Origin of the sequence: Limnobacter sp. SAORIC-580 (assembly GCF_013004065.1) — a bacterium.
GTDB lineage: Bacteria > Pseudomonadota > Gammaproteobacteria > Burkholderiales > Burkholderiaceae_B > Limnobacter > Limnobacter profundi.
In genome coordinates, this window is sequence record NZ_CP053084.1 from 601561 (window position 1) to 624625 (window position 23065).

At 53.5% G+C, this 23065-nt stretch carries 20 protein-coding genes; 11 read left to right on the top strand and 9 right to left on the bottom strand.

From position 1 onward, the window contains the following. Positions 1-3: 3 nt before the first annotated feature. Complete coding sequence (locus HKT17_RS02830; protein ID WP_171097669.1) at positions 4-1506, bottom strand: cryptochrome/photolyase family protein; 1503 nt, start codon at positions 1504-1506, stop codon at positions 4-6. Between the two features lie 96 nt (positions 1507-1602). On the opposite strand from HKT17_RS02830, the gene HKT17_RS02835 reads away from it, so the two are divergent. From HKT17_RS02835 to HKT17_RS02860, 6 genes are read left to right on the top strand one after another with little or no spacing between them, the layout of a single operon-like run. Then, on the top strand, positions 1603-2187 hold the full coding sequence (locus HKT17_RS02835; protein ID WP_008249747.1) for a YqgE/AlgH family protein: 585 nt from the start codon (positions 1603-1605) through the stop codon (positions 2185-2187). A gap of 3 nt (positions 2188-2190) precedes the next feature. After that, positions 2191-2625: a Holliday junction resolvase RuvX gene (gene ruvX / locus HKT17_RS02840; protein ID WP_171097671.1), complete on the top strand. Its 435-nt coding sequence runs from the start codon at positions 2191-2193 to the stop codon at positions 2623-2625. Next, positions 2622-3128 carry a bifunctional pyr operon transcriptional regulator/uracil phosphoribosyltransferase PyrR gene (gene pyrR / locus HKT17_RS02845; RefSeq protein ID WP_008249751.1) on the top strand — a complete coding sequence of 169 codons (507 nt, stop codon included), beginning with the start codon at positions 2622-2624 and terminating at the stop codon, positions 3126-3128. The genes ruvX and pyrR overlap by 4 nt, the downstream gene beginning before the upstream one ends. After that, on the top strand, positions 3125-4096 hold the full coding sequence (locus HKT17_RS02850) for an aspartate carbamoyltransferase catalytic subunit (protein ID WP_008249753.1): 972 nt from the start codon (positions 3125-3127) through the stop codon (positions 4094-4096). The genes pyrR and HKT17_RS02850 overlap by 4 nt, the downstream gene beginning before the upstream one ends. Positions 4097-4124: 28 nt before the next feature. Next, complete coding sequence (locus tag HKT17_RS02855) at positions 4125-5441, top strand: dihydroorotase (RefSeq protein WP_008249756.1); 1317 nt, start codon at positions 4125-4127, stop codon at positions 5439-5441. 12 nt (positions 5442-5453) lie between these two features. Further along, complete coding sequence (locus tag HKT17_RS02860; RefSeq protein WP_008249758.1) at positions 5454-6212, top strand: lysophospholipid acyltransferase family protein; 759 nt, start codon at positions 5454-5456, stop codon at positions 6210-6212. A gap of 2 nt (positions 6213-6214) precedes the next feature. Here HKT17_RS02860 and HKT17_RS02865 read toward each other — a convergent pair whose 3' ends face one another. Next, a complete protein-coding gene (locus tag HKT17_RS02865) occupies positions 6215-7060 on the bottom strand; it encodes a symmetrical bis(5'-nucleosyl)-tetraphosphatase (protein WP_008249760.1) in 846 nt (281 codons plus the stop codon). Between the two features lie 123 nt (positions 7061-7183). Here HKT17_RS02865 and HKT17_RS02870 point away from each other — a divergent pair, with 123 nt between their 5' ends. From HKT17_RS02870 to HKT17_RS02885, 4 genes are all read left to right on the top strand, one after another. Further along, positions 7184-8575, top strand: a complete 1392-nt coding sequence (locus HKT17_RS02870; RefSeq protein WP_171097674.1) for a phosphomannomutase/phosphoglucomutase — start codon at positions 7184-7186, stop codon at positions 8573-8575. Next, positions 8576-9142 carry a DUF1415 domain-containing protein gene (locus HKT17_RS02875; RefSeq protein ID WP_171097677.1) on the top strand — a complete coding sequence of 189 codons (567 nt, stop codon included), beginning with the start codon at positions 8576-8578 and terminating at the stop codon, positions 9140-9142. Positions 9143-9496: 354 nt separating this feature from the next. Continuing rightward, complete coding sequence (gene queE, locus HKT17_RS02880) at positions 9497-10147, top strand: 7-carboxy-7-deazaguanine synthase (RefSeq protein ID WP_371815425.1); 651 nt, start codon at positions 9497-9499, stop codon at positions 10145-10147. After that, the gene (locus HKT17_RS02885; RefSeq protein ID WP_171097682.1) at positions 10144-10494 is read left to right on the top strand and encodes a 6-pyruvoyl trahydropterin synthase family protein; all 351 of its coding nucleotides are present in this window, start codon (positions 10144-10146) and stop codon (positions 10492-10494) included. Before queE ends, HKT17_RS02885 begins: the two co-directional genes overlap by 4 nt. 376 nt (positions 10495-10870) lie before the next feature. Here the strand turns inward: HKT17_RS02885 and HKT17_RS02890 are convergent, their stop codons facing one another. The 7 genes from HKT17_RS02890 to HKT17_RS02920 all read right to left on the bottom strand — a co-directional run bounded on the left by HKT17_RS02890 (position 10871) and on the right by HKT17_RS02920 (position 22103). Continuing rightward, entirely contained in the window at positions 10871-13267 is a 2397-nt protein-coding gene (locus tag HKT17_RS02890) for a putative bifunctional diguanylate cyclase/phosphodiesterase (RefSeq protein WP_171097685.1), read from the bottom strand. Further along, positions 13264-14688 carry a methyl-accepting chemotaxis protein gene (locus tag HKT17_RS02895; RefSeq protein WP_171097687.1) on the bottom strand — a complete coding sequence of 475 codons (1425 nt, stop codon included), beginning with the start codon at positions 14686-14688 and terminating at the stop codon, positions 13264-13266. Before HKT17_RS02895 ends, HKT17_RS02890 begins: the two co-directional genes overlap by 4 nt. 97 nt (positions 14689-14785) lie before the next feature. Further along, complete coding sequence (locus tag HKT17_RS02900) at positions 14786-15526, bottom strand: pseudouridine synthase (RefSeq protein WP_205882534.1); 741 nt, start codon at positions 15524-15526, stop codon at positions 14786-14788. 346 nt (positions 15527-15872) lie between these two features. Then, positions 15873-18929, bottom strand: a complete 3057-nt coding sequence (locus HKT17_RS02905) for an efflux RND transporter permease subunit (RefSeq protein WP_008249774.1) — start codon at positions 18927-18929, stop codon at positions 15873-15875. Positions 18930-18934: 5 nt separating this feature from the next. Next, positions 18935-19981: an efflux RND transporter periplasmic adaptor subunit gene (locus tag HKT17_RS02910; RefSeq protein ID WP_171097691.1), complete on the bottom strand. Its 1047-nt coding sequence runs from the start codon at positions 19979-19981 to the stop codon at positions 18935-18937. Further along, positions 19978-21441 (bottom strand): TolC family protein, encoded by a 1464-nt coding sequence (locus HKT17_RS02915; protein ID WP_171097693.1) that lies wholly within the window; start codon positions 21439-21441, stop codon positions 19978-19980. Before HKT17_RS02915 ends, HKT17_RS02910 begins: the two co-directional genes overlap by 4 nt. Beyond that, the gene (locus HKT17_RS02920; protein WP_171097695.1) at positions 21438-22103 is read right to left on the bottom strand and encodes a TetR/AcrR family transcriptional regulator; all 666 of its coding nucleotides are present in this window, start codon (positions 22101-22103) and stop codon (positions 21438-21440) included. The genes HKT17_RS02915 and HKT17_RS02920 overlap by 4 nt, the downstream gene beginning before the upstream one ends. 150 nt (positions 22104-22253) lie before the next feature. Between HKT17_RS02920 and HKT17_RS02925 the strand changes: the two genes are divergently transcribed. Beyond that, entirely contained in the window at positions 22254-22919 is a 666-nt protein-coding gene (locus tag HKT17_RS02925; RefSeq protein ID WP_171097697.1) for a response regulator transcription factor, read from the top strand. Positions 22920-23065: the final 146 nt, after the last annotated feature.

The following is a 23065-nucleotide window of genomic DNA, read 5'->3' on the forward strand; positions in this document are numbered from 1 at the left end:
AAATCAATCTTCCTTTGCTTTCTTCACGACCGAATAACGTTCAAGTGTTTTCTTTCGGGCCACATCGTGTTCAACCACGGGCCGTGGGTAGGTTTCACCCAGTACCACACCCGCCATTTGCAACTCGAAGGGCGGGCACTCGGCCGGGTTGTGAATGTATTTGTTGGACAGTTTGGCAAGCTCCGGGCAGTACTTGCGAATAAATTTGCCGTCCGCATCGAATTTCTCGGACTGGCTGTACGGGTTGAAAATGCGGAAATAAGGTTGTGCATCGCAACCGCTGCTGGCTGCCCATTGCCAGCCACCGTTGTTGGCTGACAGGTCAAAGTCGTTCAAGTGCTCAGCAAAGTACTTCTCGCCCCAGCGCCAGTCTAGCCCTAGGTCTTTGGTCAAAAAGCTGGCGGTCACCATGCGCAGGCGGTTGTGCTGGAAACCGGTTTGATTCAATTGACGTTGCGCGGCGTCCACCAGTGGGTAGCCTGTTTTGCCTTCGCACCACGCTTTGAACAGGCGTTGTGCTTTTTCGTCGGCGTCCCATTGAATTTGATCATATTCAGGCTTGAATGCCTTTTCGGCCGCATCGGGGCGGTGGTAAATGATCTGGAAATAAAAATCGCGCCAGATCAGTTCATTCAACCAACCCATGGCGCCTTCGCTGCCCTCGAATTTAAACCGGTCATACGCCGCCTTGGCCAGCCTGCGAATGGAAATGGTGCCGAATCGGTTGTGCACACTCAGGTAGCTCACGCCTTTGATGGCCGGGAAGTCGCGCGCCACTTTGTATTTGTCCATGCGGTTGAGAAAGTCCTCAAAGGCATCCAGCGCACCTTCCTCGCCAGGCTTGATCATGTCCAGCAAATTCGTACGTTTGAATCCCATGTGGTCCAGACTGGGTGCGGTCAAACCGGAATCTTTGGCCAGTGATCCCACTCGTGCTTCGCTGGGGTAGGGCGTCAGGTGAAATGCGTCCAGTTTTTTCAGGCAAGCATTCTTGAAGGGTGTGAACACGCTGAAAAACTTGCCTGCTTGGGTCAGCACTTCATCTTCTTCAAAGATGGCCTGGTCTTTGAAGCGAAACAATTCAATACCTTTGCCCTGCAGGGTTTTGCCCACGGTGATGTCGCGGTGAATGGCTGCGGGTTCATAGTCTTTGTTGGTGAAAACCGCTTGTGCACCCAGTTTCGTCGCCAACTCCGGAATTGCTGTTTCAGCGTGGTCGTGGATCAAGTGCAAATCTCCGCCAAAGCCTTGCAGCTTTGTTTTCAGGGCCATGCAGCTTTCCCAAATAAACTCCACCCGTCGGTCTGCCTTGTTGGGCAAGGCATCCAGAATGGTTTTGTCGTACACGAACACGCAATGCACCTGTTCGCAGTGCTTGAGCGCGTAAAACAGGGCTGCGTTGTCGTGGGTGCGCAGGTCGCGCCGAAACCACATCAAGCCCTTGCTGTACCGGCCCGGCTTGGGTTGAGTGGACAGTGGGTGGTTTTCCAGAAGTGAAGCAGGCATGGGAACAACTTAAATTTGGGTTGGTCTGTGCGCTTTAAGGCGGGTAGAGGAACGCCCACCCGCTTTTGCACAGTTAAAAGGCATTACAATTTTGGCATGAGCGAGACCGAAATTTCCACTCCCGATGAATTTAGCTTGTCCGGTCAGTTGTTGATCGCCATGCCGAACATGCTCGACCCCAGTTTTGCAGGGTCTGTGGTGTATTTGTGTGAACATTCCGGCAAGGGTGCCATGGGCTTGGTCATCAACCGGCCCACTGATCTGGACATTGAAAGTTTGCTGGAAAAAATCAATGTGGATGTAGCGGGTTACATGCCAGCCCATTTCCCGGTGATGATGGGCGGCCCTGTTGCGGCTGAACGTGGTTTTGTGTTGCACACCGAGCCTTTGAACTGGAATTCATCGCTGAAAGTGAACGATGAAATTTCCCTGACCACCTCTCGCGACATTCTTGAAGCTGTGGCCCGCGGCGAAGCGCCGGGCAAATGGCTGATCACCCTGGGTTATGCTGGCTGGGGCGAAGGGCAGCTAGAAGAGGAGCTTGCTCAAAACGCCTGGCTCACCGTGCCCGCCAATCATGAAATATTGTTCGACACACCCTTGGAAGAACGCTTTGCAAGCGCCTACGCCATGTTGGGTATCGACCCCGCTTTGATGAGCGGCGCTGCGGGGCATGCTTAATCAATGACCAAGCCCGTACAATCGCCTAAGCCCACGCAGTACCTGGCGTTTGATTTCGGTTTGAAGCGAATTGGCGTTGCATTTGGCAACTCCTTGACCAAAACCGCCAGTGGCGTTGCAGTGGTTGAAGCACAAAATGATGAGCAACGTTTTGCAAAAATTGAAAGCCTGGTCAAGGAATGGCAGCCCGAGGGCTTGGTCGTAGGCGTACCCCGTCAGCCCGATGGCGCTGACAATGAACTGACCACCCGCTGTGAACGGTTTGCCCGGCAGCTGGAAGGCCGCTTTGCCTTGCCTTGCGCCATGGTGGACGAGCGATACACCAGCGCTATTATTGAAAGCTGTATGGGAGGCAAGGCCGCCCGCGAGAACAAAGGCCGAGTCGACATGGGCAGTGCCTGCCTGATTCTGGAACAATTTTTTCTGGAGGGACGATGAGCCTGCCAAACCCCGAAGCCTTGTATGCCCGCTTGCGTGATCAAATTGAAAAAGCATTTCCAGACCGTTCCGAACTGGGACTGATTGGCGTGCACAGCGGAGGCGCGTGGATTGCCGAACGTTTGCATGCCGATTTGGGTTTTGCCTTGCCCTGTGGTTTTCTGGACAGTGCTTTTTACCGCGACGATTTTTCAGAACGCGGTCTGAAAGAGGCGCCCAAGCCCGCCGAGGTGCCTTTCGAAGTGCAGGGCCGTACCATTTTGCTGGTAGACGATGTGTTGTACACGGGCCGAACCACCCGCGCCATCGTGAACCACTTGTTTGATTTTGGCCGACCCGCAAAAATTGAGCTGGCTGTGTTGCTGGACCGGGGAGGTCGTGAGCTGCCCATTGACGCACAGTACGTGGGCAAGCACTTGCCGCTCAAACCCAATGAAGCGTTTGTATTGACCCAAGATGATCAAGGTGCTTTCCGCCTGGAGCTGGAGGTAAAACCCAATTGAATAACCCCCAACTGAACGCCGCAGGTGAGCTGATTCACCTGTTGAGTATTGAAGGGCTGCCCAAGGCGATGATTCATCGCATTCTGGACACGGCAGAATCGTTTTTGTCGGTGACCGATCGCGAGGTAAAACAAGTGCCGCTGTTGCGCGGCAAGTCAGTCTTCAATGTGTTTTTTGAGAATTCCACCCGTACCCGCACCACATTCGAGATTGCGGCCAAACGTTTGTCGGCTGATGTGGTGAATTTGAACATTGGTTCATCTTCGACCAGCAAGGGTGAATCGCTGATCGATACCATTGATAACTTGGCTGCCATGTCTGCAGACATGTTCGTGATGCGTCATTCTGAAAGTGGTGCACCCACCTTCATGGCCCAGCATTTAAACCGCACCAGTGGCGGCACCATTCATGTGATCAACGCCGGTGACGGGCGGCATGCGCACCCCACGCAGGCTCTACTCGACATGTACACCATCCGCCATTACAAGCAAGACTTCACCAAGCTGCGTGTGGCCATTGTTGGCGACATTCTACACAGCCGCGTTGCGCGTTCCGACATTCATGCCCTTACCACTCTGGGGTGCCCAGAGGTTCGTGCCGTGGGGCCCAGCACCTTGCTGCCCAGCCACCTCGACAACATGGGGGTGCGTGTGTATCACGACCTGGTGGAAGGCATTAAAGATTGCGACGTGATCATCATGTTGCGATTGCAGAAAGAACGCATGACAGGGGCGCTGATCCCATCAGCGCAGGAATATTTCAAACACTTCGGGCTGACTGAAGAAAAACTGCGCCATGCCAAACCCGACGCCATTGTGATGCACCCGGGCCCCATGAACCGGGGCGTTGAAATTGATTCGGCGGTGGCTGATGGGCCGCAAAGCGTAATTTTGAATCAGGTTACATTTGGAATTGCCGTGCGCATGGCAGTCATGAGTATTCTGGCTTCGTCCAGCAAAAGCGCTTGACGTGAATTTGCCCCATAAAGGAAGAACAATGCGAGTGTTGATTTCTGGCGGACGTGTAATTGACCCCAGCATCGGTGCCGATGCAATCATGGAGGTGGCTGTGGCTGCAGGTCGTGTGGTGGCGGTGGCCCCCAAAGGCGAAATGCCAGCCGACTTTGCGCCCAGCAAAACCATTGATGCCACCGGCCTTTGGGTGTTGCCCGGCTTGGTGGACTTGTCGGCACGCCTGCGTGAGCCGGGTTATGAATATCGCGCCACCCTGGAAAGTGAAATGGAAGCGGCCATGGCTGGCGGAATTACCTCGCTGGTGTGTCCACCCGATACTGAGCCTGTGCTGGACGAGCCTGGCTTGATCGAGATGTTGAAGTTCAAGGCACGCCAGTTGAACCTGGCCAAGGTCTACCCACTGGGTGCCCTGACCACGGGTTTGAACGGCGAAACGCTGACTGAAATGGCCGAATTGACCGAAGCGGGTTGTGTGGGTTTTAGTCAGGCGGAATCGCCGATTCGCGATTTACGCGTGTTGCTGCAAGCCATGAAGTACGCTCGCAACTTTGGTTTCACCGTATTTTTGCGCCCCACCGAGCCCAACTTCAGCAAAGGGGGGGTGGCTCATGCGGGTGCCTATGCATCGCGCATGGGTTTGAGCGGCATTCCGGTCATGGCTGAAACCATTGCCCTGCAGGCTTATTTTGAGTTGGTTCGGTCCACTGGCACGCGCATGCACATTTGCCGAATCAGTTCAGCCAAAGGCATTGAACTGGTTCGCCAAGCCAAGTCAGAAGGTTTGCCTGTCACCTGTGATGTGGCGATTCACCACGTACACCTGACTGATCTGGACATCGGCTTTTTCGACCCCAATGCGCACCTGATTCCCCCCTTGCGTGAACAGCGCGACCGCGACGCTATTCGCGCCGGTTTGCTTGATGGCACCATTGATGCGATTTGCTCCGACCACACACCAGTCGACGACGATGCGAAGCTGTTGCCTTTTGCGGAAAGCGAAGCGGGCGCAACCGGGCTGGAGCTGCTGCTGACTTTGGCTGTGAAGTGGATGCGTGAGCAAAACGTGCCCCCCGCACGAATTGTTGAGTTGTTGTGTGGCAACCCCGCCGACATTATCAAGGTGCAAGCAGGTAGTTTGCGCACGGGCATGCCGGCTGACTTGTGCCTGTTCAACCCCGAGGTGGATTGGGTGGTGGGCGAGGCCAGTTTGATCAGCCAGGGCAAGCACACGCCGTTCAATGGTTTTCCCATGCAGGGCAAAGTGCAACTGACCATGGTGAATGGCAACGTGGGCTACAGCAGCCTTGAAAAAAGCAAAATGAAAGTGCTTGCAGCATAAGGTTAATAAAAAATGCGCAAAGCCTGGATGTTGGTTCGCCTGCTTACCCACCTGCTGTACGGTTTTGTGGTGGCTTTGGTGTTTTGGCCCTTGTTCAGCAAGGCCATGAAAGAGGCGATCGAGAAGCGTTGGGCCCGCCAGTTGCTGGGTATTTTGAATGTGCAGGTGAAGGTGGTGTATGAATCGCCTGAATCGAATTACGCCATTCACAAGCCCTGTTTGCTGTACAGCACGCATGTGTCCTGGCTGGATATTTTTGCGTTCAACAGCATTCACCCGGTCACCTTCATCGCCAAATCTGAAATATCCAAATGGCCCATCGGTGGCTTGCTGGCCAAGCGAAGCGGCACTCTGTTTATTGAGCGGGGCAAGCGGCATGCCGTTCGCGACGTGATTCACGCTGCTGTCAAAGTGTTGGCTACCGGGCGTTGCGTGGCTGTGTTTCCGGAAGGAACAACCGGGCCTGGAGATGCACCCTTACATTTTCACAGCAATTTTGTGCAACCCGCCATTCAGGCCAAGGTGCCTTTGTTGCCGGTCAGCCTGCAGTACTTCACACCGGATGGAAAATTTTCTTCACAGCCGGCTTTCATTGGCGAACAAACCTTGTTGGAGAACATCAAGGTGTTGATGAACAGCAAAACCGGGTTTGTGGTGCAGTTGTACATTCACGCGCCGATCAACACCGACGGACGCACGCGGCATGAGCTCAGCGATGAAGCACACGAAAAAATACGCGCACTGTGTGGCAGTACCAGCGCGCTTGTTTGAGATCAGGGAATGGTAGGCAAGGGCGGCTCGACCGCCTCAACCTGAATGATGACCTCATCTTCCAGGCGAAGCGCAGTCAGCTGACCGCCCCACACGCAACCCGTGTCCAGGCAATAGCCGGCCTTGTTCTTAATCTGGCCCAGGGTTGACCAATGGCCGAACACAATCGGCCCCTCGGCTGAACACGCACGTTCAAGCTCGAACCAGGGTTTGAGTTCGGGCGGCGCATCCGCTGGCTCCAGTTTGTATTTGAAATCGATTTTGCCGTCGTCGCGAACCATGCGCATGCGGGTGAACACATTCACGATGAATCGCAGGCGATCAAACCCCTGAAGCTCAGGGTCCCAGCGATTGGGTTTGTTGCCGTACAGTGCGGCCATGAAGGCTTGCCAATCGGATCCAGAAAGCACTGCTTGGACTTCACTGGACAACGCCAATGCGTCCTCAAAACTCCATTGCGGCAAAATGCCGGCATGCGTTAGTAGTGCTTGATCCACGGTGTTTTGGGTACGCGGCAAACGAAGGGCCAAGGGTTGGCTTCGCAGCCAGTTCACCAATTCTTCGCCATCGGGTGCATGCACCACTTCGGCGATGGTGTCGCTTTCATGGCTGCGACCACTGTTGCACCACAAGGCCAGCAGGTGCAAATCGTGGTTGCCCAGCACGGTGTGGGCTTGTTGACCCAGGTTGCGCACATAGCGCAGTGTGTCCAGTGAGCGGGGCCCACGGTTGACTAGGTCGCCAGCAAACCACAGCACATCCACTTCAGGGTTGAACTGAACTTTGTCCAGCAGTTTGTGCAGGGAATCGAGACAACCTTGAACGTCGCCAATCACATAGTTGGCCATATTGAAAACAAACCAAAACAACGAAAGTAGTATTATGCCTTGAGTCTGTGTATTCAACGCATTCAGTTCGATAAGGCACTTGCGTTCCCCATTTTCTATTTTGACTATTTCAGGTATTCACCCATGAGCATTTCTCCCTCTATTTTCAAAGCCTATGACATTCGTGGCATTGTGGACGACACTTTGACCGAAGACTCTGCCTACTGCGTGGGCCGTGCTTTGGGGCAGCTGGCATTGAGCCGCGGCAAGAACGAGGCGGTAGTAGGGCGCGATGGGCGCTTGAGTGGTCCACGCCTGTGCGGCGCATTGGCTGATGGTTTTCGGGATGCTGGTGTGAATGTGGTGGATGTGGGCATGGTGGCAACCCCACTGGTTTATTTTGCAACCTTCTTGCTGGGCAATGGTACGGGTGTGCAGGTGACCGGCAGCCACAACCCCCCACAATACAACGGCCTGAAAATGATGGTGGCAGGTGAAACCTTGTATGGCGACACCATTCAGGGCTTGTTGACATGGATTCAAACCGAGAAGCCTGTGCGTGGCGTGGTGGCTGGCGTACAACGCGGCGGCTACCGTGAACTGAATGTGTGGCCTGATTATTTGAGCAATATTCTGGGGCACATCAAACTGGCACGCCCCATGAAAATTGCCGTGGATTGTGGCAATGGCGTGGCCGGTGCATTTGCAAAAACACTGTATGAAGCTTTGGGCTGTGAGGTGACTGAACTGTTCTGTGAAGTGGACGGCAATTTCCCCAATCACCATCCTGACCCTGCACACCCGGAGAACCTGCAAGACCTGATTGCTTGCGTGAAAAACGGCGATGCTGAAATTGGTTTGGCCTTTGACGGCGATGGCGACCGCCTGGGCGTTGTGACCAAAGACGGTGAAATTATTTACCCCGACCGCCAGCTTATTTTGTTTGCCCGTGATGTGATTGCCCGCAACCCCGGTGCCATGGTGATTTACGACGTGAAGTGCACACGCCATGTGGCCAAAGCCGTGAAGGCGGCCGGTGGCGAGCCTTTGATGTGGAAAACAGGCCATTCCCTGATCAAGGCCAAGTTGAAGGAAACCGGTGCTCCACTGGCAGGCGAGATGAGCGGCCATGTGTTTTTCAAGGAACGCTGGTTTGGCTTTGACGATGGTTTGTACGCGGGCGTGCGTTTGCTGGAGATTTTGTCCCGCGGCAGCGACCCCAGTGCTGAACTGAATGCTTTGCCCAATTCATCGAGCACTCCCGAATTGCAGTTGCAAACTGCTGAAGGTGTGAACTTTGACATTGTGAAACGCTTGCAGGCCGAGGGTAAGTTTCCAAGTTCGGAATCGGTAAACACCATTGACGGCGTGCGGGCGGAGTATGCCGATGGTTTCGGGCTGGCGCGCCCATCCAACACAACACCCGTGGTGGTGATGCGTTTTGAAGCGGACAGTGATGCTGCGCTGGCTCGCATTCAAGGCGAATTCAAGGCTGCCATTTTGGCGGTGGCTCCCGGTGTGAAGTTGCCGTTCTAAATGACCCACACAACAGACCTTGAGATTATTGAAGCCACCCGCCGCTGGGTAGAGCAGGTGGTGGTGGCCTTTAATTTGTGCCCATTTGCCAAGCGCGAGTTGGTGAAAGACCGTGTGCGTTTTGTGGTGAGTAAGGCCAAGGATGAGGCCACGCTGCTGGACGAACTTGCCCACGAGCTGGCCTTGTTGAATGTGGACGAAGCCGTGGAAACAACACTTTTGATTCACCCGCAAGTGCTGCAGGATTTTTACCACTACAACGATTTTCTGGAAGCGGCCGATGAGTTACTGGTTGACATGAACCTGGAGGGCGTTTACCAGGTGGCCAGTTTTCATCCGGATTACCAGTTTGGCGGCACCGAGCCTGACGATGTTGAAAATTATACCAACCGTTCGCCTTACCCCATGTTGCACCTGCTGCGCGAAGACAGCTTAAGCGAGGCCATCGACAATTATCCCGAGGTGGATTTGATCCCCGAGCGCAACATTGATTGCATGAATGAACAGGGTCTTGAGAAAATGCAGACGCTGTTGAATGCGTGTTTGAAGGGCGCTGGCGGGAAATAAACAACAGGGTGTTAAAAATAAAACAACACCGTGCATGAATTGGGTGTTTTGCTCTAATTGAGCGCTTGGATTGCAAGCGTTTACCGGAAAGCAAAGCAGCGATTATATTTCGCGGTTTTTTGAGGTTTTACTCTAGTCAAAAACCTTGGATGTAACTTTGGAGTTTCGAGGAAAGCCTCGAAAAATGGGCTTGCAGGCAAATTGGAGTGCTTGCAAACTGTGGGTTCACATCCCTCCTCTTTTGCTTCTGAGGTTTGCCCGATTAACCATATCGGGCATTTTTTTTGCCCTTTTTCTGGGCACAATTTCTCAATTCAAGTAGCATTGCGCCTGTAACAAACAAGCGAAACTGCCGTGGCCACTTACACCGTCAAAGAGATGTTTTACACCCTGCAAGGCGAAGGTGCTCAGGCGGGCAGGGCGGCCGTGTTTTGTCGTTTTGCCGGGTGCAATTTGTGGACAGGTCGCGAAGAAGACAGGGCCACGGCTGTGTGCAAATTCTGTGACACCGATTTTGTGGGTGTCGATGGCGTGGGTGGTGGAAAATTCAAGGATGCTGTTGCCTTGGCCCAGGCGATTGCAAATACTTATCAAGGTGAGCACGGCACAGGCAAGCCTTATGTGGTGTTTACTGGTGGCGAGCCCACCTTGCAACTCGACACTGCTTTGATTGACGCTGTACACGCGAATGGGTTTGAAATTGCCATCGAGACCAACGGCACCTTGGCCGTGCCTTCGGGTGTGGACTGGATTTGCGTCAGCCCCAAGTTCGGCAGTGAGCTGGTACAAACCAACGGCCATGAATTAAAGGTTGTAGTGCCACAGTTAGGGCAGGATTTGAATGCCTTGGGTCGATTGCAGTTTGAGCACTATTTTGTGCAAGCCATGGACGACTCCGACCCTGTCAAGAAATCCAGAAATTTGCAGGTGGCCATACAAACCTGCCTGAACAAACCTCAGTGGCGTTTGAGTGTACAAACCCACAAAGTCATTGGAATGCCATGAAAGTTTTCAAACAATTTACCTTCGATGTGGCACACCAGCTGCCTGACTGGCCGGGTTTGCACGGCCACAGCTACACCGCCGAGGTGTGGTTTGAAGGCCCTGCCATTGATGGCTATGTGGTGCCTGAAAGTCTTTTGACCCAACATGTGGGTGCGGTACACAAGCGGCTTGATCATTCATATTTGAACGAGTTGATTGAGCTGCCCACATCAGAAAACATTGCCCGCTGGATTTGGGATCAGCTGCGCCCGGTGGGGCCCTTGATCAAAGTGAAGGTATTTCGCGGGTCGATCGGGTTTGGGGTTGAGTTTGATCTTGAGGATGCGAAGGCGGAAGGCAGAGCGTGAGGCTGCGGTTTCTGGCCAACTCAGCGTGGGTTATTTGTGTTGCACTGGATTGGTTTATTGGGAGCTGCGCTTGAAGGGTCACCGCTGCAGTTTCTGGCCCAATCGGCGGCGGTGTTTCGATCGCCTCGCCTTCAAGAAAACCTGCCCTTGCGTGCCGAGCAGGGCCGGTGTTGCCCAGCATGGGCGACAGAGAACGGACCCGACCCGCAGTTTAGGAGGGTCGTTCTCAGGCATCGCAAGGCTCAGCAAGGGATCAACAGGTTTTCTGGCGAGAGATCGGAACCCAAGCCGATCGGGCAGTTAACCAGCAGGCGAGAGATCGGAACCCAAGCCGATCGGACGATAAAAAAGCGCCGAGAGACCGGAACCCAAGCTGTCACGCCAGAATTTTCTTTGCCTTGTCGCTTGTAATTTGCTGGGCCCATACAAACTGGCGTGAATCGTCCGCCGTCATCGGTCGAGCCAGGCCAAAACCTTGCAGCTCAAGCACACCCGACTCAATCAGGAAATCACGTTGCTCGGCGGTTTCAACGCCTTCGGCTACTACTCCCAAGCCCAGTGCCTGAGCCATGGCCAACACAGTGCGTGACAAAATGACACTGTCGGTTTTGTTGGGCAGGTTGCTGACAAATGAGCGGTCGAGCTTGATCGACTGAACCGGCATCCGGTGCAGTGTGGCCAGCGACGAATAACCCGTACCAAAGTCGTCAATCGACAAGGAAACCCCCAATTCATGCAAGCGGTTCAGGTCATGCAATACGGTTTCCTGATTCTGCATCAACACGGTTTCAGTCAGTTCAAGTTCCAGCAACTTTGCTGGCAGGCCTGTTAGTTTCAGCACCTTTTCAACAGTCCCGCATAGTTTGCCATCCAGCAACTGAATTCCAGATACATTCACCGAAACGCTAATGGGATTCTTCAGTTTCTTGTTGGTGTCTTTCAGCCATTTGCAGGCTTTGCGCATCACCTGTTCACCCATCGGAATGATCAAACCGGTTTCCTCGGCAATCGGAATGAACTGGGCAGGTGGAATCAATTCGCCTGTGCGGGAACGCATGCGTGCCAGCGCTTCAACTGAACAAATAGACCCATTGGCGTTAAAGCGTGGCTGGTAATGCAATTCGATTCGATCGTGCAAAATTGAATCGTGTAAATCGTTCTCAAGATCCACTTTGGTCTGCAGGGTTGCGCTCATGTTGGCGTGGAATACGCGCACCGTATTTTTGCCGGCTTGTTTGGCTTGGTACATCGCAATGTCGGCATGTTTCAGCAGGCCTTCCACATCGGTGGCGTCGGTGGGAAACAGGGCCACACCCACAGAGGCACCCACATAAATTTTCTTTTCACCTAACTCAAACGGTTTTTTGCTGACTGCGTCCACGACCTTTCGGCCCACATTGAATGCGGTGTCTTGGTCGGCAATGTAGGGCAGGGTGATTACAAATTCGTCGCCCGACAAACGGGCAACAATGTCTGAGCTGCGCACTACGCTGCGCAAACGTTTGGACACGGCAATCAGCAAGTCGTCGCCGCGGTCATGCCCCAGCGTGTCATTCACCGCCTTAAAGCCATCGAGGTCGATAAATAGCAGGCCCAGTTTGAAATCCTGAACCTGGTCATTGCCAAGCAATTCTTGCAAAGTTTGCGACAGGGCCAAACGGTTGGGCAAACCCGTAAGCGGATCATGCGTGGCCTGATGCCGCATTTTGCTTTCATTGCGCTTGATGGAGCTGATGTCAGTGAAGAAAATCGAAATCAGTTCATCGCTTGGGTAGGCTTTCACTTGGTACCACATTTCGTTGGCCGGGTCTTGCCACTGAAATGTCTCTGGTTGCATGCTGCCTTTGGCCTGGTTCACGTATTTGAACAAGGGTGTTTTCTTCAGGTGGGGTGCACGTTCCCACACCATGCGGCCCAACAACAGCGGTGCAGTTTTACCCAGAAGTTCTGCGCCTTTTTCATTCAGGTAGTTCACATAGCCATTCATGTCGATGGCAAAAAATGCATCGTCCATCGATTCAAGAATGTTGTTGATTCGCTCTTCACTTTTCAACAATGCTTCTTCAAGGTGAATATTGCTTGAGCGCCCAATCAGCAAGATGTCAGCGCCGATGCAGGCAGCCGTCCAGTCGAAGTAAACCACATCATTGAAGGTGTTGCGCAGGCGGAAGGAGCCGTCCGTAGAACCCGTTTGATATTTCACTTGATCGAGCAGTCGCTTGAATTGACCCACATCCGTGCGAAACACCAGGTTGGCCGCATCAAGGTTTTCCAGTTGTTCGCTGGTTTGTCCTAAAAACTCTTCCAGCGAAGGGCTTAGTTTTTTGATTCGTCCTTTGTCGTCAACGTTCAACAACACACTGGTGGGAATTTTCTTGTCGGTGCTGTCCGGGGTTTCTGGGCGTTGTTCAGGTGTATTAACCGCAGGTACCTGTGGTGACAACTGAGTGCGCTTCACCTCTTGTTCCTGAAGCACTCCAAATTCGCCGTGCGCCAGCATTTGCAAACTCAGCCATTGTGCATTGACTTTGACATGGCCTGTCCAACCCTGTTGCCGGAGCAATGCATTGGACAATGCCCGGTAAATGGCCATGCCGTAGCGATTCACGATGAGTTCACTACCCGATTTGAATCCCAGTTCTTGGCGGAACAGTTTGCTGGCGGCGATCAGGCTTAATTCGTCTGTGACATGGCCCAGCAGGGCGTAACGTGTGGTTCCGCTGTCCAGTAGTTCGTTGATCAGCGGGTCGTCAAGAACATTGCTCAGGCTCATACATCAAACCTCGAGAGCCGTTTTTCCATTTCGCGCATCATTTCATCTGAGCGCAAAATGGTTTGTACCGTGCTGGCCAACGTGCGGAATGCGCTTTCCGTGCGCGCTTGCATGCCTTCCATGGCACCCAGCACTTCCCAACCCTGACGTTGATTGCCGTGGCCATTTTCCACCCACTGGTGCGTGGCACGGTCAATGGATACCAACTGGTTTTCAATGGCACTCAAGCCGCTTTTCAGCACATCCATTCTGGCCATGAATCCGTTGGTGCGTTCGTTCAGGTTGTCCAGTGTGCTCAGTGTGGTTTGTAGTTGTTGTGCTGCAGCGGGTGAAAACTCCTTCTGGAATTCTTTGTGCAGGGCCTGCATTTGCTGGCTGGAATCAAAGGCCTGTTTGCCGATGCGTTGCAATTGTTCCAGGGATTGATTCAGTTCATTGAGCAGATCAAAGCTGTCTTCGGTCGCTTTTTTGGACAAATCGGCTGTGCTTTGTCCCATGCGGGTTTGGTTACCCAGGCTTTGAACAAAGTCGCGCAGCTTTTTGGAAGCCTGTGAGCTCTCTTCCATTTGTTGTGTATTACCCGCACCCAGTTCTTTGGCAATTTGCGACAATTCGCGAATATCGGCGCGAAGCATTTTGAATGCAGCCACCACAAACGCCATGTTGTCTGCGTAGTCGTTGAATACTTGCCCCATGGGCGACATGCGGCCTTGTTCATCGGTTTGAGCACGCACACGCAGGTTGATGCCTTTTTCCTTGTCCAAGTAGGCCAGCAGTTTGGTGCCTTCTTCTGCGGCCAGGGCATGTTGCCGAAGGGTTTGAGCAATCACCGACAGCAGCAATACTGCAATGGACACGTAAAAGCCGTGTAGCGCCACGGCAGGCATACCCGAGAATGGACCACGGAAGATATAGCATTCGAAACCTGCTTGCTGGAGCATGTCGAACACAATGTGATGAATCACGATCAACAAGCCCATGCTGAGCAGGGGGCGGGTGTCCCGATAAGCCAGCATCACTGGCAACAATATGAAAAAGCTGAAGTGGTATTCCAGTAGTCCGCGTGCAATGTGGACATGCAAGGCACCCATGCCAACCAGCAGTGCTGCGTTGATGTGCATGGTCAGTGGCTGCCCGGCATGCCAGCGGGTAATCGCCAGGCTGCCCAGGAAAAGCGGGATACCCCAGCCCAGCGCTTGGGCTATGTTGTTGTAGGCCAGACCTTCGAGGGTGGCAAACACCAGGCAGGCGAAGCTGACTACCACGCACAGCCAGTCCGCATTGATCCGGATTGAAGTGAGGTCAGTGGCGTTGGGAGCTACGCCAGACAGCCTGCTTAAAAATGTAAAGAATCCGTGGGGGGGAAGCTGCACCGGGGCGTTGGAAGCTTGCTGGTTCAGGGCCGAGTGCTGGGCATGCATGGTGAATTCTCGAATGTAACTTTGTCCAAATGTTAAATTCGAGAATACCGGAAGTCATTTGTAATCAATCACCTGAATAGAGTGGATTTTTACCCCTTCAGAATCGTTCTTCCGGCGTCAGCAAACGCCACTGCCCCACGGGCAGGTCGCCGAGCATTACGCGGCCAATTCGAACGCGTTTCAAGCCCACCACTTTCAGGCCCACAATTTCACACATTCGGCGAATTTGTCGTTTCTTGCCTTCGTTCAAAATAAAGCGAAGTTGATCCTCGTTTTGCCAGCTGACGCGGGCTGGTTTTAACGCTTCGCCGTCCAGGCTCAGGCCATAACGCAGCATTTCAAGTCCACGGTCAGTCAATTCGCCTTCTACTCGCACCAGGTATTCTTTTTCCACTGTGCTGTTGGCGTCGATCAGTTGTTTGGCAATGCGACCATCTTGGGTCAGTACCAGCAAGCCCGTGGAATCAATGTCCAGGCGACCTGCTGGCGCGAGACCTTTCAGCATGGCGGGCTGGAAAGGGGTTGATGTTTTGCGGTCGGCCTGGTTTTCCAGGCCCAGGCATTCCATAGCAGCTTTGTAGCGCCCCTCGGGCTGGCCGGACACCACGCCAATCGGCTTGTGGTACAAAATGGTGACCTGTTTGCCCAGTACATTCTTGGCACGTGCATCCAGATCAATGGTGACCGTGGGCAGCACTTTGGCACCCAGCTCATCGACCACTTTGCCGTTCACTCGCACCCAACCATTCTCGATCAGGTAATCGGCTTCCCGGCGGGAACACAAACCCTTGGCCGCCATGATCTTGCTTAGCCGTTGTGGCTCGAACGGATCGAGCATGTCCAGTGTGTTCGTGCCGGTGACCTTGCTGCGGCGCGGGCGTGCCGTACCAGCGGCAGGGGCCACCGGTGCGCTGCGCATGGCGGCGCGGTTGCGGTCGGGTTTGGCAGTGACGGCGGCTTTGCCAGCCGCTGCACTGGGGCGTCCACGGCCTGTGGATGCGGAACCCGCAGCCGGTTTGGCTGCGGTTGCTGATTTGGTTCGGTTACTGGGGCGTGCGGGTGGGCCGGAACGGCCCGAGTCGCCACTGCGGCCTGCGCTGCCGTTGCGGCCTGCGGGTTTTTTCATGATTTCAGGATATCCTCTTGCATTGAGGGCGTATTGTAGGTGAAATCAAGGGCTTAGGCTATGTTCTCTGCAAGTCGGGTGGCAAGAGCTTGTAAAGCACCGGCGTCACCAGGCGACCAATGAAGGTGGAAGAAATAAGCCCACCAATAATCACCCAGGCCATGGGCGAGTAAAGCCCGCCACCTTGCAGCGCCAGTGGCATCAAGCCGCCCACGGCGGTGGCACTGGTCAGCAGAATCGGCAGGAATCGGATACGGCCTGCTTCTTCGATGGACTCATCAAGCCCTTTGCCTTCTTCACGCAACTGGTTGGTGAAGTCCACCAGCAAAATCGAGTTCTTGATTTCAATGCCGATCAGCGCAATGAAGCCAATCATCGCTGTGAAACTGAGCGAATTCCCTGTCAGGAACAGCATGACCATGCCACCCGTTACACCCAGCGGAATTACGAACAAAACAATCAGCGTGCTTTTGAAACTGCCGAATTCCAGAACCAGAATGGCCAGAATGCCAAATACGGTAATCAGGATCGCAGTACCAAAACCGGCAAAGCTTTCTTGCCTGCTTTTAACTTCGCCCGCCATTTTGTACCGGTAACCAGTGGGCAAGCCCATTTCGTCAATTTGTTTGGCAATTTCATTGCTGATCTTCTCGGTGTTGTAGCCAGTGCGTGTGTAAGCGGTCAGCAGCACGGCGCGTTCGCGGTCGAAGCGGTAAATGCTGTTCAGGTTGTCATCCAGTTCAAGCGTGGTGAGTTGGGTTAGCGGTACTGCCTGGCCTGTGCGTGAAATCACATGGAAGTCGTCCAGCGCGCTTAGATTGCTGCGAACACCGGCAGGGCCACGCACACTGATGTCGTAGGCATCGCCGTTACTCTGGCGAATTTCACCTGCAAACGCACCTGCAATGGCAAGCCGCACAGCCTGGTCCAGCTCCGCTGAGTTCACACCCAGCAAACCCGCTTTTTCAAAATTCACTTTCAGGCGAAGGTCGCTGCGCCCGGTGCGCTGTGGGTTGTCCACGTTTTGTGTACCGGGATTTGCCAGCATGATACGTTCTACCTGTGCAGACAATTCACGCAGCGTTTCTATTTCGGGCCCTACCAAACGGATGCCAATGGGTGCATCAATGGGTGGACCATTTTCAAACTCACGCACAATCAGATTGGCGCCCGCAATTGTTTTCAGTTCATTGCGAATGTTGTCGAGCAGCTTGGGCGTGTCGTCGTTGTATTCCTTGAGTTGTACAAACAATTCACCCACGTTCGATTGTTTGTCTTGCTGAAATACGTTGTAATAAATTTGCGGGTTGCCCTCGCCCACGGTGGCCATGACCGCCGTAATTTCATCAAACTCCGAGAGCTTGTTTTCAACCTGTTTCACCACATTGTCGGTGGCAGTCAGGCTGGATCCCGGGGGCAGGCCCACCTCAATTACAAACTGCGGTGTATTGGCCTTGGGGAACAGCGACATGCCCATGAGGGGTGCCAGGCCCAGGCTGGCCACGAACAACACCAGTGATGCAGCCACCACGGTTTTGGGGGTTTGCAAGGCGCGGTGCAGCAGTGGGGTGTAAATTTTGTCGATCAAGCCCATCAGCTTTTGCAGCACGATATTGCCATGCTCATTTTCGTCTTTCTTCAGCACACGGCTGGCCAGAAACGGGATGATGGTCAATGCAACAAACAGCGATGCAATCACTGTAAACACCACGGCCACCGGCAAGGAGCGAATGAATTTTCCGGCGTTGTCTGGCAGCATCAACAAAGGCAGGAAGGCAAACAACAGGGTTGCAGTACAACCCACCACAGCAAGTGAAATTTGCTTGGTGGCCAGGCGTGCCGCATCCACACGGTTATAGCCCATGCGCAGGTAACGTGAAATGTTTTCAATCACCACGATTGAGTCGTCGACCAACAGGCCCAATGCAACCACCAGGCCAGCAATTGAAAGCTGGTTCAATGAGAAGCCTGCATAGTACAAACAGGCCAAACCGGTGAGCAGCGACAAAGGCACACTGACCATCACAATGCCCGAGGCCCGCAAGCCCAGCGGCAACAGGGTGATCAGCACCAGTGTTACCGCCAGTGCGAAGTCGAAGGTGAGGCGATCAATGCGCTTTTCCACGTTTTTGTACTGCTCGAAACCGCGCTCCATTTTGATATTCGGAGGCAAGGTTTTCTCGAATTCGTCCGCTGTTTCCTGCAAGGCTTTTTGAGTCACAAAAATATTGCGTTCGTCTTTCTGGTTGGCAGTGACAAACACCGCACGCTGACCATTGAAGCGGGCCATGACTTCCTGATTTTCATAGTCCCACTGCACATCGGCGACATCGCCCACACGAACCAGGCGACCACCCAAATCACCGCCCGTGCCGGTGCCGGCAATCACGGTGTTTCTGATTTCTTCAACGCTGCGGTACTGGCCCGAGGTTTGCACGTTCAAACGCCGTGCGCCTTCCTCTACCGGCCCACCTGGAATGTTCAGTGACTCACCCTGAATGACACGCGCTACATCGGCTGCCTGTATTCCCAGTTCAGCCAGCTTTTTAAAGTTCAGGCTAACGCGTACCTGCTGCTCGGGGTAAGCCCAGCTTTCGCTTTCACGCACCGATGAAATACGCTCGAACGCCTCGGAAAGGTCTTCAGCGTAATTGGCCAGGTCGGCATAGCTTGCTGTTTCCGACACCAATGAGTATTGAATGATGTTGGTGAAGCCGGGGTTGATTCGTTCAATCTCCAGCTTTTGTATGCCTGCGGGTAGCTGGTCCCGAATGCTGTTGAGTTCACGGTTCACTTCATCGAACTTTTTATCAACATCGACTTCCGCATCAAAACGCACAAACACCACACCGCCACTGTTGCGGGATGTTGAAAGCATTTCTTTCAAGTCGTCCAGGCTGCGCAGGGCATCTTCAATGGGCTTGGCTACCTGTTGTTCCATTTCGCGTGGGTCAGCACCTGGATAAATCACATTGATGCGAAATGCGCTGATGTCGAAATACGGGTCTTCGGTTCTGGGAATGTTTTGATACGCGCTGATGCCAATTGCTGTCAGCAGGAAAAATATCACCAGCGTGAACTGGTAATTCTTGATGGAAAAGTCCGAGAGTTTCATCTGGATTACTCCTGAACTTTCACGGTTTCACCATCTTGCAGGTAGGCTGCACCTGTGCTCACCACGCGAGTGCCTTCGGGCAGTGCGTCGATTAATGCGATCCGGTCTGCTTGAATAAAGGCCACGGCTACAGTTTGACGTTTCACGGTGTTGTCTGCTTGTACGGTGTAAATCCAGGCGGCTTTGTTGTCGCCCTCGACCACGGCCTCTATGGGTACATAGCTGCGCATGCCATTGAAGTTGGCGGGTTCAATGCGGGTACGCCCTTGCATGCCCGATAAAAGGTTGATGTTTTCATGGGCACGTGTGTCTACCTCAACCAGCACGCCGTAGGTGCCTGTGGCGGGGTCTGCTGCCTGGCTTAGTTCAATTACTTTTCCGGGCCACTTCACGCCGGGCAGTGCGTCGAATTGCACCTCGGCCTTGGCACCCAGCTGTATGTGCACGGCTTGCTTGTCAGCCAAACTCGCCTTCATGACAAAGCCGCTGCTTTTGCTACCAAGTAGTAATATCGGCTGGCCTGGCGACACCACTTCACCGGTTTGCGCAAAACGCTTCAACACCACGCCATTGGCTTGAGCCTGTATGTCAGCCGTTTGGCTTGCAAACTGGGCTTGGCTGAGTTGTGCACGTGCAGCTTGTGCAGCAGTTTCCAGGTTGTCGAGTTGTACTTTGGAAATCACTTCCTGATCACGGAGCAATTTGCCACGTTGCAAGTCGCGTTGGGCTTTTTCAAAGCCCGCGCTGGCTTGGCTCACAGCTGCGTTGACATCTTGTTTGTTCAGCGCAGCCAGCCGCTGGCCTTTCTCCACAGTTTCGCCTTCGCGCACATTGATTCGTTCAATCACGCCGCCCACTTTGAAACTCAATCGGGTTTCGTCGCGAAAGGCACCAATTCCAGCCACTTCGATCAAGCTGGCTGCAGGGCCACTTTGTACTGTTTCGGTTTTCACCAATCGGTATTCCACTGCGGGTGCTTCCTCGGGGGTGGCTGGGCCACAGGCTGCCAGAACCAACAAGGAGAGGGTTGAAATTACGAGTACGGGTTTCATGGTTGAGCTCCTTCCTGTGGGCTTGGCTCGGGAATGTTTCGGTTGTTGTACTGCCAAACAGCATGGTCAATTCGGGCCTGGTACACGGCAGTCACCAAGCCCAAACGTGCGCGTGTTGCACTTTGTTCGGCACTTAAAAATTCAACTTGAGTGGTTTCGCCAGCGTCGCGTTTGCGTTCATTGATTCGCAGGCTTTCCTCGGATGCAGCCTGTTGGGCCATGCGCGCCTGGATGCTGTCTAGCGACACCAGCAAATTTTCCCTGGCTTGCAATTTGGCCAGTTGAAGTTGCCGGTTCACTTGCCGCGCGCGGGCCTCCAGTGCCCGCACCTGTGCCTGGCTGCGTGCTACTTCACTGCTGCGAATTCCGGCGTCTGCCAGAGTCCAGTTCAACACCACCGATGCGCTGGCAAATCCGGTGTTGGGGCCGGTGTTGTAGTCGCGTCCCTGATAGCCGCCTTCGATGGAATAGCCCAGTGTGGGCTTGTAAGTTGCGCGGCTGGCATCCAGTTGGGCGCGTTGGGCGGCCAGGCTGCGTTCAAGCCGGGTGAGGGCTGGCGCTGGAGTGTTGCCCTGCGTTTTCGGGGTGAGCTCATCCAGCAGTGTTTGAATGGCACTGGGGTTCAGCTCCTCTTGCGGCAGTTCTACTGCGCTGTCGTTTGGGGCATAGCGCAGCAGGTTGAAATACTCTTTGGCCAGCAAGGCCTGCGTTTGGGCTTGGCGCAAGGCCACCTGAATTTCAAGTGTTTCCGCTTCGGCACGTTTCGGTGCATCCAGGGTGGTTTCCCCGGCCTTGTACAGCACTGTGTTGATTCGTTCGTTTTCTTTCAGCGTTCGCAAGCTGGCCTCAAGAATGGTAATTCTGGCCTTGGCCTGTGCGTATTGCCAGTAGGCGGTGTGCAGGTCGCGAACCAGCTCCTCTTTCACTTGCAGCTGTGCGGCCTCTTGTGCACCCACTGCTTGGGTTTGTGCTTGCAGTTGCTGGTCCAGAACAGGTTCGTAAATTGGGCCGCGCACAATTAGCCGGGTGTCTTGTTCAGTGGGGCGGAGCAGTGGAATGGACTGGTTTTCTACGGTCGGAAAGCGAGCTGCTTGCCCGGCGGCAACGGCCTGTGCATTCAATGTTGCGTACACGGGGTTGAGTAAATCGCCTGCCGGGAAATCGATGGTGCGACCACCTTCGGCCACACTTGCGCGCGCCTGCAATGCAAGGCTGGGATAAAAGCGCGCACGCAAATTTTCAAGTCGCTGACGTTCAGCCTCCACTTCAAAGCTGGCCTGCGCCAAAGCGGGGTTATTGGACATGGCTTGGCTCAAGTAGTCGTCAAGCGGGGTGCCCGCTTGACTGGGCTGTTGAACTTGAAAAGCCATCAACAGCAATGCAGCCATTAGACGCCTGTCAAATAAAAGGTAAAAAAAAGCGCCCCTGTTGCGGGCGCCTGTGCGACTTTGCTTGATCATTTTTTGCCTCCGCCATTGCGGTTGATCAGGGATTGCATGACCAGCTCTACAGCCTGGTTCATGAAAGATTCTTTGCTGATGCCCATGGTGGCCATGAAGTTGGCCTTGGTTTGCGCCAGCTGAATGGTGCCGTGTGTGAAGCCCCACAAGGTGATCGAAATTTGCATCAGATTGTCCAGGTCGTCTCGCAATGTTTTATCTGCCATGCCTTTGGCGAGAGCCAACACGGTTTGTTCGTGAACTTGTTGCCCGGCCTGAATCATTTCCTGTGTTGCTGAGCAGGGATCGTCCAGTGCAATTTCATGGTGAGAGGCTTCAAACCTCGACATGGCGGCGAAATGCGTTGGGTACTCCTCTGAAAACTGCATGTAAGCCTGGCCAATCGCCCGAATTTGGTTATCACCAGTGGCATGCTGGTTTCGTGCGGCTTCAAACATTTCGCGCAGTATTCGCAAACCCCGCAGGCAAATTGCCAAATGCAGGGCTGCCTTGTCTTTGAAATACACATACACCAGTGCACGCGAAACCCTCGCTTTGCGTGCTACTTGATCCATAGTGGCTGCGTCAAAGCCTTTTTCAGAAAAAACAAGTTCAGCTGCGTCGAGAATTTCTTCCCGACGGCGTTCCTTTTCTTCTTCGCGACGTTCGATCACATAGTTCATGAAATGGATCTTAGTTGAACGATTGACACAATGTCAATGGTTTTTTCTTTCCACAGATTGAAACACCGATTTGAATCGATTTACCGAGTTTATTTCCGGCACGGATGGGTGGCTTCGTCAATTAAAGTTAAATCATGGTGAATTGTTTCTGTGAGAAGCGCGGTGGTTAAAAAACTGGAAGGCCTGGAACGGCAAGTGGTGTTTGTAATTGATGATCATCCAATCGTCAGTTTCGGCTTGGTCGAAATGGTGAAGGATGTGGCACCCCATGCCCGCATTCGCCAGTTTTCTACCTTGAAGGAAGCTGCACGACATGCTGTGGAAGAGTTTCCCGCATTGATCATCACAGACTTTCATTTGCGCGATGTCCAAGCCGAGACTTTTATTGGTCTGTTTGAAACGCTGTTCCCTGAAATTCCGGTGCTGATTACTGCAAACGACGAGAAAGTGATGGGGCAGTTAAAGCGTCATCAGCTTGAACGGTTTATTGCATTTTCAAAATTCACACCCTTTGCAAAGATGATCGACCTGATTCGAGTGGGCTTGAGCCAAGCCAATATTGAATTGCTGCAAATGCCGACTTTGTCAAAAGCGCTCACCCACAAACAGGTTGAGGTGCTTGAATTGATTGGGGCCGGGCATAGCAACAAGGAAATTGCCGTGCTGCTGAAGATCAGTGTGGAAACTGTGAAGGGGCATGTGAAAGACATTCTGGAACGCCTGAAAGCCAAGAACCGGATGGAGGCTTCGATCATTTACCGCCACACCCAGATTCAAAAACACAGCATGCCAGAACCGAGCTTGCACAATAATTAGTCAGGCCATCTAATTCCTCATGTTTTGAATAGCTTGGACTACTTGTCCACATGCTATCCCCTAGGTTGTGCCCACTTTTTGGGGATATCCACAGAAATCCAGAGTGCTCAATTTCAATCGATTCGGTAAACTGCTTACACGCAGTC

Bases quoted from the DNA above. Each gene is read 5' to 3' on its own strand.
- HKT17_RS02830 (WP_171097669.1), bottom strand. From the start codon at position 1,506: ATGCCTGCTTCACTTCTGGAAAACCACCCACTGTCCACTCAACCCAAG.
- HKT17_RS02835 (WP_008249747.1), top strand. From the start codon at position 1,603: ATGAGCGAGACCGAAATTTCCACTCCCGATGAATTTAGCTTGTCCGGT.
- ruvX (WP_171097671.1), top strand. From the start codon at position 2,191: ATGACCAAGCCCGTACAATCGCCTAAGCCCACGCAGTACCTGGCGTTT.
- pyrR (WP_008249751.1), top strand. From the start codon at position 2,622: ATGAGCCTGCCAAACCCCGAAGCCTTGTATGCCCGCTTGCGTGATCAA.
- HKT17_RS02855 (WP_008249756.1), top strand. From the start codon at position 4,125: ATGCGAGTGTTGATTTCTGGCGGACGTGTAATTGACCCCAGCATCGGT.
- HKT17_RS02860 (WP_008249758.1), top strand. From the start codon at position 5,454: ATGCGCAAAGCCTGGATGTTGGTTCGCCTGCTTACCCACCTGCTGTAC.
- HKT17_RS02865 (WP_008249760.1), bottom strand. From the start codon at position 7,060: ATGGCCAACTATGTGATTGGCGACGTTCAAGGTTGTCTCGATTCCCTG.
- HKT17_RS02870 (WP_171097674.1), top strand. From the start codon at position 7,184: ATGAGCATTTCTCCCTCTATTTTCAAAGCCTATGACATTCGTGGCATT.
- HKT17_RS02875 (WP_171097677.1), top strand. From the start codon at position 8,576: ATGACCCACACAACAGACCTTGAGATTATTGAAGCCACCCGCCGCTGG.
- HKT17_RS02885 (WP_171097682.1), top strand. From the start codon at position 10,144: ATGAAAGTTTTCAAACAATTTACCTTCGATGTGGCACACCAGCTGCCT.
- HKT17_RS02890 (WP_171097685.1), bottom strand. From the start codon at position 13,267: ATGAGCCTGAGCAATGTTCTTGACGACCCGCTGATCAACGAACTACTG.
- HKT17_RS02895 (WP_171097687.1), bottom strand. From the start codon at position 14,688: ATGCATGCCCAGCACTCGGCCCTGAACCAGCAAGCTTCCAACGCCCCG.
- HKT17_RS02900 (WP_205882534.1), bottom strand. From the start codon at position 15,526: ATGCTCGATCCGTTCGAGCCACAACGGCTAAGCAAGATCATGGCGGCC.
- HKT17_RS02905 (WP_008249774.1), bottom strand. From the start codon at position 18,929: ATGAAACTCTCGGACTTTTCCATCAAGAATTACCAGTTCACGCTGGTG.
- HKT17_RS02910 (WP_171097691.1), bottom strand. From the start codon at position 19,981: ATGAAACCCGTACTCGTAATTTCAACCCTCTCCTTGTTGGTTCTGGCA.
- HKT17_RS02915 (WP_171097693.1), bottom strand. From the start codon at position 21,441: ATGATCAAGCAAAGTCGCACAGGCGCCCGCAACAGGGGCGCTTTTTTT.
- HKT17_RS02920 (WP_171097695.1), bottom strand. From the start codon at position 22,103: ATGAACTATGTGATCGAACGTCGCGAAGAAGAAAAGGAACGCCGTCGG.